This window comes from Amycolatopsis coloradensis (genome assembly GCF_001953865.1).
GTDB classification, from domain to species: Bacteria; Actinomycetota; Actinomycetes; order Mycobacteriales; family Pseudonocardiaceae; genus Amycolatopsis; species Amycolatopsis coloradensis.
In genome coordinates this window covers 242,566-258,660 of sequence record NZ_MQUQ01000012.1, presented here as the reverse complement: position 1 = coordinate 258,660, position 16,095 = coordinate 242,566, and the positions used below count along the sequence as shown (strand labels likewise).

Genomic DNA, 16,095 nt, shown 5'->3' with positions numbered 1-16,095 from the left:
TTCGCGTCAGGGGCAGGCCCGCAGGTCAGCGCGGGTGAGCCGGACATCCGGCCAGCCCCTCAGCTCCGAAGGCGCGGTGTACCGGCGCGTGCAGCCCACCGAGCCGCTGGCGACGTCGTAGACCTCCGCGAGCACCGGCGCCGCCTGGCACCGGGCCGATCCGGACCGCGCGTCCGGACATTCGTGCCGCACGACGATGACGTCCGCGATCCCGTCGGCGGTCACGTCGTTCAGGGCGATCGTCCCGGCGTCGGAGAAGTACGGCTTCCCGGGGTCCCGCCAGATCCCGCCGCGTGAGACGAACAGCTCGCCCACCGAACCACCGTCTGCCGCACCGCGCACCAGGCAAACCGGCGTCGCGCCGTCGACACAGCGCAAAGAATCGCCCTTGAGGGTGACTTCCATGTCGTTGATGATCAACGGGAACACCGAGTCCGCCCCGATCCGGACCACGCCCTGCTTCCCCGCTTCGTCGGCCAGCAGGACGACAGGCACCCCGCCGACGGTCATCGCACCGATCTCCCGGCAGGCCGAGTGGCCGCAGTTGACCCCCGGCGTGGACGGGGCGCCATCGGGCAGCGGAGGCACACCGGGCGCGCCGTCGGGCACCGGAGCGGGCTGGCGGAGCAGGATCACGGCCACGATGACCCCCGCCGTCACCGCGACGGCCAGCATCGCGGTGAACAGCACGGATCGCGGCGTCCGCGCTTCCTGAGTCCGCATAACCGAGAGCGTAAGTGATCTAGCGGAGAGTGCACGTCTATGTTGTTCCGGTGACGAACCCCGGATTGCCCAACGCCCTGTTCCTCCCCACGGCGAAAGAGCCGAAGGACTTCACGAGCGCGGAGATCGAGCTTCGCGCGACCAAGGACGGCCGGATGGCGCTGATCGCCTTCAGTTCGGTGCAGCGCCTGGTCGAATGCTGCGGCCCGCACCAGCCGTGGGCACTGGTCAAGTCCGAGCACCTCGGCCGGGTCTACCAGACCCGGCCCTACGACCTGATCGTGCTCGATTCCGACCTTCCGGAAGAACTGCGACACCGGGACGCACTGGTGTAAGACGTCCTGGAAGAACTGACACGACACGAAACGCTGGTATAAACAGTGTCACTGGGGTGGCCTTGCTCTCACTCAACCAGAGCCGGAACTTCCGTAAACTGCTGCGGAGCCGCATCGGGGCGGCCCGACGTGCGAACGCAGGAGGTACGGCGTGACCGAGCAGGCCGGCACAGGTGGTCCGGTGACCAAGATCCTGATCGCGAACCGCGGCGAGATCGCGGTACGGGTGATCAGGGCGGCGAAGGACGCCGGGCTGGCCAGCGTGGCCGTCTACGCCGATCCAGACCGTGACGCACCCCACGTCCGCCTCGCCGACGAGGCTTTCGCCCTCGGCGGGACCACGGCCGCGGAGAGCTATCTCGTCTTCGACAAGCTCCTCGACGCCGCCAAGCGGTCGGGCGCGGACTCCGTCCACCCCGGCTACGGGTTCCTCTCCGAGAACGCGGACTTCGCGCAGGCCGTGATCGACGCCGGGCTGACCTGGATCGGGCCGAGCCCGCAGGCCATCCGCGATCTCGGTGACAAGGTCACCGCGCGCCACATCGCGCTGCGCGCCGGCGCCCCTCTCGTGCCCGGCACGAAGGATCCCGCCAAGAACGCCGACGAAATCGTCGCTTTCGCCGACGAGCACGGCCTGCCGGTCGCGATCAAGGCGGCGTTCGGCGGCGGCGGCCGCGGCCTCAAGGTCGCCCGCACCCGCGAGGAGATCCCGGAGCTGTTCGAGTCCGCGACCCGTGAGGCGATCTCCGCCTTCGGCCGCGGCGAATGCTTCGTCGAGCGTTACCTGGACAAGCCGCGCCACGTCGAGGCCCAGGTGCTCGCCGACCAGCACGGCAACGCCATCGTCGTCGGCACCCGCGACTGCTCGCTGCAACGCCGCCACCAGAAGCTGGTCGAGGAGGCGCCCGCGCCATACTTGACCGACGAGCAGCGCAAGCGCATCCACGAATCCGCGAAGGCGATCTGCAAGGAAGCCGGCTACTACGGCGCCGGGACCGTCGAGTACCTCGTCGCCGTCGACGGCACGATCTCGTTCCTCGAGGTCAACACGCGGTTGCAGGTCGAGCACCCGGTGTCCGAGGAGACCACGGGCCTCGACCTCGTGCGTGAGATGTTCCGCATCGCGCGTGGCGAGAAACTGCGCATCACCGAGGACCCCGAACCACGCGGCCACTCGATCGAATTCCGCATCAACGGTGAGGACGCCGGCCGCGGCTTCCTGCCCGCGCCCGGCACCGTGACGAAGTTCGTCGCGCCGAGCGGCCCCGGCGTCCGCGTCGACTCGGGGGTCGAGTCCGGCAGCGTCATCGGCGGCCAGTTCGACTCGATGCTCGCGAAGCTGATCGTCACCGGCTCGGACCGGCAGAACGCGCTGGAGCGCAGCCGCCGGGCGCTGGCCGAGATGGTCGCCGACGGTATGGCGACGGTCCTGCCGTTCCACCGCGTGATCGTGGACGACCCGGCCTTCATCGGTGACGAGCACGGGTTCAGCGTGCACACCCGCTGGATCGAGACGGAGTTCGAAAACACCATCGAGCCGTTCGTCGCCCCGGAGGCCGCCGAAGCCGAAGAGGAGCAGCCCCGCCAGAACGTCGTCGTCGAGGTCGGCGGACGTCGTCTCGAGGTGTCGCTTCCCGGCGGGTTCTCGCTCGACGCCGGTGGCGGCGGCACGGCCGTCAAGGCCAAGCCGCGCAAGCGTGCGGGCGGTACCAAGGCCGCGGCGAGCGGCGACGCGGTCACCGCGCCGATGCAGGGCACCATCGTCAAGGTCGCCGTCGAAGAGGGCCAGCGGGTCGAGGCGGGTGAGCTGGTCGTCGTGCTCGAAGCGATGAAGATGGAGAACCCGGTCACCGCGCACAAAGCGGGTACCGTGACCGGCCTTTCGGTCGAGGTCGGCGCGGCGGTCACCCAAGGAACCCAGCTGTTCGAGCTGAAAGACTGACGAATGTCGTGGAAGACGGCGCCTCGCTCGGCCTACCATCGAAAGGGTGAGTGAAGCGCCGTCTCCGCAGCTGCGGATCAGTGACCGGGATCGAGAGTCCGCGCTGACCGCGCTCGGTGAGCATCTGAGCGTCGGCCGGATCGACATCGACGAATTCGGCGAGCGGTCCGCTCAGGTCACCGCCGCCAAGACACGCGGCGAACTGTCCGAGATCTTCCTCGATCTGCCTGAGCCGCATCCGGGCTTCGACGCGCCCGTGCCGGTGGCGACCGAACCGGAGAAGCCGTGGGCGGGGATCTCGCCGATGCAGCGTGTCATGGGCGCGCTCCTGCCGATCCTGTTCATCGCCTCCATCGCGCTCATCGTCACCACCGGTGTCACCTGGTGGTTCATCCTCGTCCCGATCGGGATCAGCGCCGTCGGCGAAGGCATCTGGGGCAAGGGCTGGGACAACGCCCACAAGAAGCTCGGGAAGCAGCGCCGCCGGGAGCTGGACGGCTGATCCGCCCGTAGACTCGGTATGTGAGTGCCGAGAGACCGGACATGCGCCTGAGCGACGCCGAACGCCAAGACGCGCTCGACGCGCTGGAAGAGCATGTCCGCACCGGCAGACTCGACCTCGACGAGTTCGGCACGCGCTCGGCCAAGGTCAGCGCCGCGAGGATGGCGAGCGACCTCGAACCGCTGTTCACGGACCTGCCCTCGCCGCGGCCCGGCGCGCTGCTGCCGCTGCCCCCGATGCCCGGCGTCGCGCAGGCGGCCGCGAAGAACGAGGCCACGCCGTCGAAATGGCTGACCGCGAGCGCCGTGCCGATCGCCGCCGCGGTCGCGATCGCGTTGTTCTTCTTCACCAGGGGGACGTTCCTGGTGTTCCTGCTGCCGCTGGCGGTGGCGCTGATCATGAGCCGCCGTCGCTGAAAGATCCGGTTACCCTCGAAGGGTGGAACCGGTGGAGATCAACGCGGGCGAGTACTACCTGCGGCAGCTGCGGGCCGACAAGGCCCTCGACGACCGTCCGGCGCTGGTCGCGGCCTTCGCCGATCCGACACACCGCAAGTACGTCCTGAACTATCGCTTGCGGGACCTGGACGAGGCGACCGAGTACGTCGCGCTGCGCGCCGCTCAGTGGGCCGGTGACGAACGCTGTTCCTGGGCGGTGGCCGAGCCGACGACCGGGGAGCTGCTGGGTGAGGTCGGCCTGCGGGATCTCGATCTCGACCTCGGGTACGCGGAGGCGTCGGTCTGGGTGCGCGCGGCGTCCCGGGGCAGGGGTGTGGCGAGCACGGCGCTCAACGCGGCCCTGCGGTTCGGTTTCGGCGGCCTCGGCCTGCGCGAGGTCAGCTACCGCTACGAAGAGACCAATGAGATTTCGGCGTCGGTCGCCCGCAAATGCGGGTTCACCCTGATCGGGCCCGAACTGGACCCGGCCCCGACCGGGGAACGCCTCATCCGCTGGCGCCGCACCGCCTGACCCCTCCCCGCGTTTCGTCCTCTAGTTGCGGTAGTACGTAGTGCGAACCACCGCAACTAGAGGACGACTTGCGATGGTCAGAAGGGGTAGGTGGGGGGTGTGGAGCGGACGGTGACCCAGCGGGTCTCGGTGAAGGCCTCGACGTTCGCCGCCGCCCCGCCGAAACGGCTCCCGGTGCCCGAAGCGGCGACGCCACCGAAGGGGCTGTTCGCCTCGTCGCTGACGGTCTGGTCGTTGATGTGCACGATGCCGGTCGGGACGCGGTCGGCCAGGTCCAGTCCTTTGAGGACGTCACGGGTGACGATCCCCAGCGAAAGCCCGTATTCGCTCGCCGTGGCGAGCCGGACGGCCTCCTCCGCGTCGGAGAACCGCACGACCGGCGCGACCGGGCCGAAGATCTCCTCGGCGACCGCGGGCGCCGTCGGCGGCACGTCGGCGAGCACCGTCGCGGAGTAGAACAGCCGGTCGTAGTCGGCACCGGCGGCGACCCGCGCTCCCGCCGCCACACTGGCCGTGACCAGCGCGTGGATCTTGTCCCGCTGCCCGGCGTCGATGATCGGGCCGAGCGCGACCTCGTCCCGCGCCGGGTCGCCCACCCGGATCGCGGCCGCCTTCGCCGCCAGCCGCTCGACGAAATCGTCATAGATCCGCTCGTGCACCAGATGCCGGCCGGTGGTCATGCAGATCTGGCCCTGATGGAAGAAGGAGCCGAACGCGGCGACTCCGGCCGCCTCGTCCACGTCCGCGTCGTCGAGCACGATGAGCGCGGAGTTCCCGCCCAGTTCCAGATGCGCCCGCTTCAGATGCTTTCCGGCGAGTTCACCGACCTTGCGCCCGGCACCGGTCGATCCGGTGAAGGAGATGACCCGGACCGCCGGATGCGTCACCAGCGTCTCGCCGACGTCCGCGCCACCCGGCAGCATTTGCAGCACTCCCGGCGGCAGTCCCGCTTCCTCGAAAATCCGCGCGAGGACCACGCCACCGGTGACCGCGGTGCGCGGGTCCGGCTTCAGGATGACGGCGTTGCCCAGCGCGAGCGCCGGGGCGACCGACCGGATGCCCAGGATGATCGGCATGTTGAACGGCGAGATCACCGCGACGACACCGGCCGGGACACGGCGTGCCATCGAAAGGCGCGGTTCTTCACTCGGCAGGAGTTCGCCGTACGGGCGGCCAGGCAAGGCCGCCGCTTCGTAGCACTCCTGTTCCGCGACGTGCAGTGAGAAACCGGCGACGCCCGGCACCGCGCCGACCTCGCGCACGTTCCACCAGCGGATCTCGTCGGCGTACTCGGACCACAGCCGCGCCGCTTCGCGCAGGATCGCGGCGCGCTGGACGTGCGGGGTCGCCGCCCAGGACCGTTGTGCTTCGGCCGCGGTTTCCGCCGCTCTCGCGGCGTCCGCGGCCGAAGCGATCCCGACGCTGCCCAAGACCGCACCGGTCGCGGGCTCCGTGACGTCACGGGTGCCACCGGTGCCGGGCACCCACGCGCCTCCGGCGAAGATCCGGTCCGTCCACGTCGACGAGTCGAGAAACACCACAAAGCCGCCTTCCGTCTGAGTGCCTGACCAAGGAGCCCGCGGCCGCGACTTCTCCCGTTCGCGGGCAAGGGCCCTGCCACCGCGATGGCGGGGCCTTCGGCCGCGCGGGCTGGGACGGCCGACGCTATGCCAGATTCACCCGATCAGGCAACGATCTCTGCGCGCGTGGCACACCACTCGGCACCGGAAATCAACTCACCGGTTCGATGATCCCGGAGCGTGCTTCCGGTGCGGACGACCGCAACGCGTCGGCGGCCTCGTCGCTCGGCTGCGACTGGGACTTCCGTTCCGCTTCCACCCGTGCCTTGTAGACCTCGACCTCGCGGGTGATTTGGTCCTTCGACCAGCCGAGCACCTCGCCCACCAGTGCGCCGACCTGCTCGGCGCAGTCGACGCCGCGGTGCGCGTACTCGATCGAGATCCGCGTCCGGCGCGCGAGGACGTCTTCCAGGTGAAGCGCGCCCTCGTGGCTGGCCGCGTAGACGACCTCGACGCCGAGATAGTCCGGCGCGTGCTCCAGCGGCTTGAGCAGTTCCGGCCGCCCTTCGCCGAGCGCGAGGACCTCGTGCACCATCGAGCCGTACCGGTCGAGCAGATGACGGACTCGGTACGGGTGCAGCCCGTGCTCGCCGGCCAGCTGGTCGGCCTGGTTCACCAGCGCGTGGTAGCCGTCGGCGCCCAGCAGCGGCACCTTGTCGGTGATGGACGGCTGTGGCCTGCCGGGCAGGTCGACGGCCGCGGCGTCGACGGCGTCGGCCGCCATCACCCGGTAGGTGGTGTATTTGCCGCCCGCGATCGCGACCAGTCCCGGTGCGACCCTGGCGACCGCGTGCTCACGCGAAAGCTTCGACGTCTCTTCGCTTTCCCCGGCGAGCAAAGGCCGGAGTCCCGCGTAGACCCCTTCGATGTCATCGTGCGTCAGCGGTGTCGCGAGCACGGTGTTGACGTGTTCGAGGAGGTAGTCGATGTCGTGCTTCGTCGCGGCGGGATGCGCGAGGTCGAGGTTCCAGTCGGTGTCGGTGGTTCCCACGATCCAGTGGTTACGCCACGGGATGACGAACAGCACGGACTTCTCGGTGCGCAGGATCATGCCCGATTCCGAGACGATCCGGTCGCGCGGGACGACGATGTGGACGCCCTTGCTCGCCCGCACCCGGAACCGGCCGCGGCCACCGGAAAGCCGCTGCAGTTCGTCGGTCCAGACGCCGGTGCAGTTGACCACCGCGGAAGCGTGGATCTCGGTCTCGCGGCCGTCTTCGACGTCACGCACGCGGACACCGGAAATACGGTCCGCCTCGCGGAGGAAACCCACCACCTGGGTGGAGGTGCGCACCACGGCGCCATAGTGCGCCGCGGTGCGGGCGACGGTCATCGTGTGCCGCGCGTCGTCGGATTGCGCGTCGTAGTAACGGATCCCGCCGATCAACGCGGACCGCTTCAGCGCCGGGACCATCCGCAGCGCGCCCGCGCGGCTCAGGTGCTTCTGGCCGGGGACCGACCGCGCGCCACCCATCGTGTCGTACATCAGCAAGCCGGCCGCGGTGTACGGACGCTCCCAGATCCGGTGCGTCAGCGGGTACAGGAAGCTGACCGGCTTCACCAGATGCGGCGCGATCGTCGTCAGCATGAGCTCGCGTTCCCGCAGAGCTTCGCGCACCAGACCGAATTCCAGTTGTTCGAGGTAACGGAGCCCGCCGTGGAAAAGCTTGCTGGAGCGGCTCGACGTCCCCGAGGCGAGGTCGCGCGCTTCGACCAGCGCGACCCGCAGTCCGCGCGTCGCGGCGTCGAGCGCCGTACCGGCCCCGACCACTCCGCCGCCGATCACGACGAGGTCGAATTTGTCCTCACCCAGCCGCTGCCACGACTCTTCCCGCTTGAGCGGTCCCAGCCTGGCGGGGCTGTTTTCGGCTTCGCGCTGAGAGCTTGCCACGTGACATTCCTCCTTGTGCCGCTGTGTCTCCAGCATCGCACGATCGGCCGTGACCGGTCCGTTGTGCGGGTGACACGTGTGGCGTAACCCTCGCCGATCTTGCAAGAATTCGCCCGCTCAACGCCTGGAAGGAACAAATACGCGACGGTAACGTGCGTCGGACGTGGGTCGGCAAGGGCGCCGTAGCACACCGTGTACGACCCTGCGCGGAATGTCCAATGTGGAGGTCGTACGGTGAGTGTGGGAGCCATCTTCGTCTGGGAGTCGCTGGGAACGGCTGTCCTGATCCTGCTGGGTAACGGCGTGGTCGCCAACCACGTGTTGCGCAAGAACAACGGCCACAACGGTGGCATCGTGATGATCACCCTCGCGTGGGCGTTCGCGGTCTTCACCGGTGCCAGCATCGCCGCGCCGAGCGGCGCGCACCTCAACCCCGCGGTGACACTGGGCCTCGCCATCGCCGACAAGACCGCATGGGGCGACGTCCCGATCTACTTCGCCGGGCAGATGGTCGGCGCGATCGTCGGCGCCGTGCTCTGCTGGGCCACCTACAAACTGCAGTTCGACGACCACCCGAACCGCGACGAGACGCTGGGCATCTTCTCGACCGCGCCGCAGATCCCGAACAAGGTCTGGAACCTCGTCACCGAGATCATCGGTACCTTCGTGCTGGTGGCGTGGATCCTGCTCAGCCCGGTCTACGCCAACGCCACGGGTGAAAGCGGAACGCCGAGTTTCGGCAACTCCGCGCTCGGCTACGCCGGGGTAGCGTTCGTCGTGCTGGTCATCGGCCAGTCCCTCGGTGGCCCGACCGGTTACGCCATCAACCCGGCCCGAGACCTCGGCCCCCGGATCGCGTACGCGTTCCTGCTGCCCATCAAGAACAAGGCCAACCCGAACTGGGCTTACTCCTGGGTCCCCGTCGTCGGCCCGCTGGTCGGCGGTGCGCTGGCCGCGCTGCTGTTCCTCGCCGTCCACAACCTCACCTGAGACTGGAGCTTCGATGACTTCGTACGTAGCCGCGATCGACCAGGGCACGACGTCGACCCGCTGCATGATCTTCGACCACTCCGGCCGGGTGGTCGCCGTCGACCAGCGGGAGCACGAACAGATCTTCCCGAAGGCGGGCTGGGTCGAGCACGACGCCGAAGAGATCTGGGAGAACACCCGAGCGGTGGCGGCGGGCGCGCTCGCCAAGGGGGACCTGGTCGCGAGCGACATCGTCGCGGTCGGCATCACCAACCAGCGCGAGACCACGCTGGTCTGGGACCGCACCACCGGGAAGCCGGTGTACAACGCCATCGTGTGGCAGGACACCCGCACCGACAAGATCGTCAGCGACCTCGGCGCGCTCGGTGGCGGCCAGGAGCGCTACCGCGAGAAGGTGGGCCTGCCGTTGGCGACCTACTTCTCCGGGCCGAAGATCAAGTGGATCCTCGACAACGTCGACGGTGCCCGCGCGAAGGCCGAAGCGGGCGACCTGGTCTTCGGCAACATGGACACCTGGGTGCTGTGGAACATGACCGGCGGGGTCGACGGCGGCGTGCACGTCACCGACCCGACCAACGCCTCGCGGACCATGCTGATGGACCTCGACACGCTGGAGTGGGACGCCGGGATCGCGGAGGAGATGACGATCCCGCTGTCGATGCTCCCGGAGATCCGGTCGTCCTCGGAGACCTACGGCAAGGTCCGCGAGAAGGGCGCGCTGGCCGGGGTCCCGATCTCGGGCATCCTGGGCGACCAGCAGGCGGCGACCTTCGGGCAGGCGTGCCTCTCGCCGGGTGAAGCGAAGAACACCTACGGCACCGGCAACTTCATGTTGCTCAACACCGGCACCGAGAAGGTCATGTCGGACAACGGGCTGCTCACCACGGTCTGCTACAAGATCGGCTCGAACGACACGGTGTACGCGCTCGAAGGGTCGATCGCGGTCACCGGTTCGCTCGTGCAGTGGCTGCGGGACAACCTCGGCCTGATCGGCTCCGCGGCCGAAGTCGAGCAGCACGCCCGCAGCGTCGAGGACAACGGTGGCGCGTACTTCGTTCCGGCGTTCTCGGGCCTCTTCGCGCCGTACTGGCGCTCCGACGCCCGCGGCGCGATCGTCGGCCTCACCCGGTTCGTCAACAAGGGGCACATTTCGCGGGCCGTCCTGGAGGCGACCGCGTTCCAGTCGCGCGAGGTGATCGACGCGATGAACGCCGACTCCGGTGTCCCGCTGAAGTCGCTGAAGGTCGACGGCGGCATGGTCGTCAACGAACTGCTCATGCAGTTCCAGGCCGACATCCTCGGCGTGCCGGTGATCCGCCCGGTGGTCAACGAGACCACCGCGCTCGGTGCGGCCTACGCGGCCGGTCTCGCGGTGGGCTTCTGGAAGAGCGAAGACGACATCCGCAACAACTGGGCGCAGGACAAGCAGTGGGACCCGTCGATGGACGAGGCCCGCCGCGAGTCCGAGTACCGCAACTGGAAGAAGGCCGTCACGAAGACCTTCGACTGGGTCGAGGGCGAAGACTGACCTGGTGAGTACATGAAGGCCTCCTTCCTTGCGCCTAAGTACCGGAAGGGGGCCTTCACGTACTTCAGATGTGCTCCGCTTGGCCCGCCGGTCGCTTCCCTAATGCCTCGAAGGCCACCTTTGAGACATCCCAGCCCGCCCCGCCCCCTCCTGACCGCGTTTCGTCCTCTAGTTGCGGTAGTTCGTGTCGCGCACTACCGCAACTAGAGGACGAAACGCGAGGGTCGCCTGAGCGCGTTTAGCGGGCTAAACGCGACGCGCTGGGGTGCGAAGAGGCCGGAGCAGCGTGAAGGCCTCCTTCCTTGCGCCTGAGTACCGGAAGGGGGCCTTCACGTACTTCAGCCGAGTGCTCCGCCGCCGGTCCGCGGAGCGCCCTGCGGCGTCACCCTCACCTGGGGCTTCTTGCCGGGCGAAGAGGGCTCGCGAGCCGCTGCTTGGCGGTTCGCTGGAACTGGACGGCGGCTGGCTGCTCGACGGGGGCTTGGTGGGTGTCGTCGTGGGCGGCAGGCAGACGATCTCGAACTCGACGGTCGCCGTCCCGCTGGCGGCCGGGAGGTTCGGCCCGCTGTCGCAAGGGAGGCTCGCCTTGATGGCGGCCGCGCTCGATGCCCAACCCACCCTTCGTGACAGGTGTCCTGAAGGCCACCTTCAGGACGCTCAACGTCTCAAGGTGGCCTTCAAGGCAGCCGGGACCCGCCCGGACCCGCCCGCCCGGCCGCAAGTAGAGGACTACTTGCGGTGGGCCACCGTTCCGCCGCCACCGGTTTGTGGTGCCCCCACCGGAATCTTCGGAACCTGACGCCCGGCGGCCGGTTTCACCGGCGTAATCGATTTCGGCGGCGTTCCCTTCGACGGTTCGGTCGTCGGAGGCGGGGTCGCGGTCGGGGTCTTGCCCGGCGCGACTTCGAGGTTGATCGTCACCGTCGTCGTCTTGCAGGTCGCCTTGACCGCGTAGAAGCCCGGCTTCGCCTTGTCGCTCAGGTGCGCGACCGCGCCGAGGATCACCGGATCCTCGGAGGTCACCTCGAACTTCCCGATCTTGTCCAGCACCATCGACGTCACCTCGCCGAAGTCGGCCACCGCGCAGCCGACCGAGACCAGCACGTCCTCCCCCGCCGTCGACTTCGACGGGGACACGGCGACAAAGGGGTACTGCATGGGCGGCGGGGTGAACGTCGTGGTCGGCGTGGATGACGGGACGTCGTCCTGCGCGAACGCGACGGCGGGAGCGGCGAGGGCCACCCCGCACGCCACCACCAGGGCGGACCGGTACCTGATCATGGGACTCACCTCGCGAGCAGCCGGGCGAAAACGATGATGTTGTCGAGATAGTTGTGCGAAGCCTTGTCGAAAACGCCGCCGCAGGTGATGAGCCGCAGTTCCGGCTCGGTGGTGTCGCCGTAGACCGCGTCGGTGGGGAACTTGTCCTTCGCCACCCGCTCGACCTTCGTGACCGCGAATTCGGCCGTCGTTCCGTCCTTGCGGGCGATCGAGACCTGGTCGCCGGGCGCCAGTTCCTTCAGCCGGAAGAAGATGCCCTTCTGTTTGTTCCCGTCCACATGCCCGAGGATCACCGAAGGCCCGACCTCCCCCGGGGTCGGCCCGTGCACGTACCAGCCCGCCTGCATCGGCTGGGTCACCGGCGGCACCTCGACGGTGTTGTCCGCGTTGAGCCCGAGCGGGACAAGGCTGGACTTCGCTTCGATCTTCGGCACGTCGATCGAGACGGGATCGGCCTTGGCCATCCCGCCGGCGACGGCCTCGCGTTCCGGCCCGGCGCTCGGCTCCACCGGTGCCACGGACCGCTCCGTGACCTGCGGCGGAGCGGCCTGCCCTGGCTCCCCCGGGCCGGACAGGACGACCACCAGCGTCGCCAGGACGACCAGCAGGACGACGACGAGCACCAGCGGTGCCCGTCGTCCTCGCCACCACGTCGACGTCATGTTCACCCCTCAAGAAGGCGGTGTGCGAGCGATTGAGCCGGCCCCGCCCCCAGACCGGGACCGGCTCGATCGTTCACCCCCGCCCCTGCCTGACGCCAGGCGCGACCGGACGGTTGCCCGCCCAGGTCACGAAATGATCGCGATCGGCTCCGTGCCCCTGTTCCCCGCGGCGGCGGTTTCCAAAGCGGCGAAGGTCAGGACGCCATGCTGCCGTCACCCGCGCGAGCGGCACCGGAAGGTACCGCGCTCACCTGCCGGGGAGGAACGGAAAACGTCGCCGTATAAGTATTTCCGTTGCAGTTGACGGTCAGCGGGTAGGTACCCGGCGCCGTGCCCTCCTTGAGGTCGACCTCCGCGCTGACGTTCGCCGGGACCCCGACGAGCGGGCCGTAGTCATATTTGCCGACACTCAGCACCGGCGAAGCGAACGTCGTCGACGTCGGCGCCTTCAGCCCATCGCCGGGGCACTGCGCCAGCGCCACATTGGACTCGCCGTGCACGTACTTGTTGACGAGTCCGAGTTCGTAGGCGGTGTCGTCGTTGAGCTGCACCGTGACCCCGGGGCTGCCGGACTGGGGCTGCTGGGCGAAACCGGTCGCCGGCCCCGCCAGCACCGCCGCACCGATCGCCACCACTCCGAAGAGAACCCTGCGAACCACGAAAACCCCTAGCGGTCAACGAAAACATCCGACACGCGCTAGACGCGGGCACCCCCGCGATGGTTGCCTCGCCGGAGAGGATCAGTCCAAGTCGTCGTGGCGCATCAGCTGGCGGCCCGCCTCGGTGATCGACCCCGAGAGCGACGGGTACACCGAAAATGTCAGTGCCAGGTGTTCCACTGTGAGCTGGTTCTGGACGGCGAGCGCGATGGGAAGGATGAGTTCGCTCGCGTTCGGGGCCACGACCACCCCGCCGACGACCACGCCGGTGGCGGGGCGGCAGAACAGCTTCACGAAACCGCGTCGCAGGCCTTCCATCTTCGCGCGGGCGTTCGTCGCGAGCGGGAGCATGATGGTGCGGGCGGGCACCTCACCCGAGTCGATCGCCTGCTGGCTGATGCCGACGGTCGCGATCTCGGGGTGGGTGAACACGTTGGCGGCGACGGTCTTGAGTTTGATCGGCGCGACGCCTTCGCCGAGCGCGTGCCACATCGCGATGCGGCCCTGCATGCTGGCCACCGAGGCGAGCATGAGCACGCCGGTGCAGTCGCCCGCGGCGTAGATGCCGGGCGCGCTGGTGCGGGAAACGCGGTCGACGCCGATGAAGCCGCCGGGGCCGGGCTCGATGCCGACCTTCTCCAGGCCGATGTCGACGGTGTTGGGCACGGAACCGACGGTCATCAGCGCGTGGCTGGCTTCGATCACGCGGCCGTCGGCGAGGTGGATCTCGACACCCTTTTCGGTGCGCTCGACCTTGTCGGCGCGGGCCTGCTTGGCGACCGTGGTGCCGCGCTGCGAGAAGACCTCTTCGAGCACAGCGGCGGCGTCGGCGTCCTCGTGCGGGAGGACGCGGTCGCGGCTGGACACGACGGTGACCTTGACACCCATCTCGGTGTAGGCCGACGCGAACTCGGCGCCGGTGACACCCGAACCGATGACGGCCAGGTGCTCGGGCAGTTCACGCAGGTCGTAGAGCTGACGCCAGTCGAGGATGCGCTCGCCGTCCGGCACCGCGCCGGGCAGCACGCGCGGAGTGGCGCCGGTCGAGATGAGGACGACGTCGGCGTCGAGGACCTCGACGGTGCCGTCGTGGGTGGTGACGGCGACCTTGTGCGTGGCGAGCCCGGTCTCTTCGTCGTCGAACCGGCCCTGGCCGATGAGGACGCGGACGCCTTCGCGCTGGACGCGGGCGCGGATGTCGGCGGACTGCGCGAGCGCGAGGCCCTTCACGCGGCCGTGGACGGTCGGCAGGTCGACACTGGTGTCGGCCATGTCGGTGTTGATGCCGAGTTCGCGGAGGTCGTGCATGTTCGCGAGCGCGCCGGAGGAGGCGATGAACGTCTTCGACGGAACACAGTCGTAGAGCACGCAAGCGCCGCCGAGACCGTCGCGTTCGACGATGGTGACGTCGGCTCCGTGCTGGGCCGCGACCAGTGCCGCTTCGTAACCGGCGGGGCCTCCGCCCATGATCACGATCTTGGTCACTGGTCTCCTCCTCGCAGCGGTGTCTGTGACGGCGTTTACCGTACGCGGGCGACCGCTGGGCGGATTGAGTGGCCGGACACGGCATGTACGTCCGGCCGGGTGACCGCCGGGTCGCTAGGCTGTCGCCGTGCCGTTGTATGCCGCGTATGGATCCAATATGGAGCCCGCCCAGATGTTGGAGCGCGCTCCGCACTCGCCCATGGCCGGCACCGGCTGGCTGGAAGGCTGGAGGTTGACCTTCGGCGGTGAAGACCTGGGCTGGGAAGGCGCGCTGGCCACCATCGTCGAAGACCCGGGCTCCCGGGTCTTCGTGGTGCTGTACGACGTCACCCCGCTGGACGAGGACGGCCTCGACCGCTGGGAAGGCGGCGAGCTCGGCATGCACACCAAGCTCCGCCTGCGCGTGCAGACCATGGACGGCTCCGTCCTGCCCTGGCTGTACGTCCTGGACGCCTACGAGGGCGGCCTCCCGTCCGCGCGCTACCTCGGCGTTCTCGCCGACGCGGCCGAGGCCGCGGGCGCCCCCGCCGACTACGTCGACGCGCTCCGCACCCGCCCCTGCACGGGAATCTCCGGCTGATCACGCGTGTTACGCCCCCAATCACGCAAGTCGCGCCCCCAATCACGCGAGTCGCGCCGTACGACGCTCGAACGCACCGTGTAACTCAGCCAACAACCGTCGTGGATTCCGCAGATCGGCCGCTGTCGCGCGGATCGTGATCCACCCGCGCGCCGCCATCCGAGCGTCCCGCTCCGCGTCATAGTCGCGCCTGCCCTCATGTGCGGCGTAGCCGTCGTACTCCAGGGCGATACGCACCTCAGGCCACGCGAGGTCGAGCACGTACAGCTTCCGCCCGTCGATGGTGGCGACCTCGTACTGGGCGACCGGTACCGGCAGCCCGGCCTCCACGACGAGCAAGCGAAGAATGCTCTCCGGCGGCGATTCGGCCTCGCCCGTAGCGAGCGCGAGCAGCATCTGCGCCCTGTGGATACCTCGTCGGTCGCGGCGGTCGATGATGCGATCCCGGACGTTGGCGTGCAGGACTCCTCGGTGGTCCGGCAAGAGGTTGTGCAGCGCCTCTTCGAGCGCGGCGAACGCTGTTCGCTTGTCGCCGTCGCAGAGGTGGTCGGCCAGGGCGCGGTCCAACGGGAACACCGGAAGTCCGTCCAGTTCGAGTACATCGGCCGGGCGGAATTCGGCCCTGTGCACCACTAGCCCTGATCTCGATCCGACCCGTCTCGAGTAGGGAACGGTCAGGTGGATGACCGTGCTGTCAGCAGCCGAAATCCCATGCAGGGCAAGAGAAGTCGCGCCGGAAAGCACTGCTGGTGGTCCGACCGCGAGCAGTGCCGCCTGTGCCAGGCACGGCAACTCGAGCAGATCCGCGGCATGGAGGATCACGCCTCGCCACGGCTGAGCCAGCACACCGGACGCCAGCCCTTCGAGGACGGCTCGCCGCCCCAAGATTTTGTCGGCCTCACCACGCAAGACCGCCCCATTACGTCCTCCCCAGTTGATCACGCCTTCGAGAATCGAGGATCGAGCAG

The 16,095-nt window shown here is 68.8% G+C and carries 16 protein-coding genes; 8 read left to right on the top strand and 8 right to left on the bottom strand.

All coding sequences use genetic code 11. The features are described 5' to 3' along the window. Window positions 1-6 precede the first annotated feature (6 nt). Entirely contained in the window at window positions 7-690 is a 684-nt protein-coding gene (locus tag BS329_RS22435) for a hypothetical protein (protein WP_084750081.1), read from the bottom strand. A gap of 83 nt (window positions 691-773) precedes the next feature. Here BS329_RS22435 and BS329_RS22430 point away from each other — a divergent pair, with 83 nt between their 5' ends. From BS329_RS22430 to BS329_RS22410, 5 genes are all read left to right on the top strand, one after another. Next, window positions 774-1,058, top strand: a complete 285-nt coding sequence (locus BS329_RS22430) for an SAV_915 family protein (protein WP_076163197.1) — start codon at window positions 774-776, stop codon at window positions 1,056-1,058. 151 nt (window positions 1,059-1,209) lie between these two features. Then, the gene (locus BS329_RS22425; RefSeq protein ID WP_076163196.1) at window positions 1,210-3,000 is read left to right on the top strand and encodes an acetyl/propionyl/methylcrotonyl-CoA carboxylase subunit alpha; all 1,791 of its coding nucleotides are present in this window, start codon (window positions 1,210-1,212) and stop codon (window positions 2,998-3,000) included. 46 nt (window positions 3,001-3,046) lie between these two features. Continuing rightward, the gene (locus BS329_RS22420; RefSeq protein ID WP_076163195.1) at window positions 3,047-3,502 is read left to right on the top strand and encodes a DUF1707 SHOCT-like domain-containing protein; all 456 of its coding nucleotides are present in this window, start codon (window positions 3,047-3,049) and stop codon (window positions 3,500-3,502) included. Window positions 3,503-3,543: 41 nt separating this feature from the next. After that, window positions 3,544-3,918, top strand: coding sequence for a DUF1707 SHOCT-like domain-containing protein (locus BS329_RS22415; protein ID WP_076163194.1), 375 nt, complete (start codon window positions 3,544-3,546; stop codon window positions 3,916-3,918). 22 nt (window positions 3,919-3,940) lie between these two features. Then, window positions 3,941-4,471 (top strand): GNAT family N-acetyltransferase, encoded by a 531-nt coding sequence (locus BS329_RS22410; RefSeq protein ID WP_143253151.1) that lies wholly within the window; start codon window positions 3,941-3,943, stop codon window positions 4,469-4,471. A gap of 77 nt (window positions 4,472-4,548) precedes the next feature. Here the strand turns inward: BS329_RS22410 and BS329_RS22405 are convergent, their stop codons facing one another. Both BS329_RS22405 and BS329_RS22400 read right to left on the bottom strand, forming a co-directional pair. Beyond that, window positions 4,549-6,012, bottom strand: a complete 1,464-nt coding sequence (locus BS329_RS22405; protein WP_076163193.1) for a benzaldehyde dehydrogenase — start codon at window positions 6,010-6,012, stop codon at window positions 4,549-4,551. Window positions 6,013-6,202: 190 nt separating this feature from the next. Further along, on the bottom strand, window positions 6,203-7,942 hold the full coding sequence (locus BS329_RS22400; protein WP_076163192.1) for a glycerol-3-phosphate dehydrogenase/oxidase: 1,740 nt from the start codon (window positions 7,940-7,942) through the stop codon (window positions 6,203-6,205). Between the two features lie 234 nt (window positions 7,943-8,176). Between BS329_RS22400 and BS329_RS22395 the strand changes: the two genes are divergently transcribed. Together BS329_RS22395 and glpK are read left to right on the top strand one after the other, a co-directional pair. After that, complete coding sequence (locus tag BS329_RS22395) at window positions 8,177-8,932, top strand: MIP/aquaporin family protein (protein WP_208619252.1); 756 nt, start codon at window positions 8,177-8,179, stop codon at window positions 8,930-8,932. A gap of 13 nt (window positions 8,933-8,945) precedes the next feature. Further along, window positions 8,946-10,460, top strand: a complete 1,515-nt coding sequence (glpK, locus tag BS329_RS22390; protein WP_076163191.1) for a glycerol kinase GlpK — start codon at window positions 8,946-8,948, stop codon at window positions 10,458-10,460. Between the two features lie 729 nt (window positions 10,461-11,189). Here glpK and BS329_RS22380 read toward each other — a convergent pair. The 4 genes from BS329_RS22380 to BS329_RS22365 form a co-directional block, all read right to left on the bottom strand. Beyond that, window positions 11,190-11,741: a hypothetical protein gene (locus BS329_RS22380; RefSeq protein ID WP_076163189.1), complete on the bottom strand. Its 552-nt coding sequence runs from the start codon at window positions 11,739-11,741 to the stop codon at window positions 11,190-11,192. A 5-nt stretch (window positions 11,742-11,746) separates the two neighbouring features. Further along, window positions 11,747-12,403: a class F sortase gene (locus tag BS329_RS22375; protein ID WP_076163188.1), complete on the bottom strand. Its 657-nt coding sequence runs from the start codon at window positions 12,401-12,403 to the stop codon at window positions 11,747-11,749. A gap of 194 nt (window positions 12,404-12,597) precedes the next feature. Further along, on the bottom strand, window positions 12,598-13,062 hold the full coding sequence (locus BS329_RS22370) for a COG1361 family protein (RefSeq protein ID WP_076163187.1): 465 nt from the start codon (window positions 13,060-13,062) through the stop codon (window positions 12,598-12,600). Between the two features lie 81 nt (window positions 13,063-13,143). Beyond that, entirely contained in the window at window positions 13,144-14,547 is a 1,404-nt protein-coding gene (locus BS329_RS22365) for an NAD(P)H-quinone dehydrogenase (RefSeq protein WP_076163186.1), read from the bottom strand. Window positions 14,548-14,674: 127 nt separating this feature from the next. On the opposite strand from BS329_RS22365, the gene BS329_RS22360 reads away from it, so the two are divergent. After that, the gene (locus BS329_RS22360; RefSeq protein ID WP_181771687.1) at window positions 14,675-15,127 is read left to right on the top strand and encodes a gamma-glutamylcyclotransferase; all 453 of its coding nucleotides are present in this window, start codon (window positions 14,675-14,677) and stop codon (window positions 15,125-15,127) included. A gap of 42 nt (window positions 15,128-15,169) precedes the next feature. On the opposite strand, the gene BS329_RS22355 is transcribed toward BS329_RS22360, so the two are convergent. Beyond that, window positions 15,170-16,012, bottom strand: a complete 843-nt coding sequence (locus BS329_RS22355) for a DUF559 domain-containing protein (protein WP_084750116.1) — start codon at window positions 16,010-16,012, stop codon at window positions 15,170-15,172. Between the last annotated feature and the right edge of the window lie 83 nt (window positions 16,013-16,095).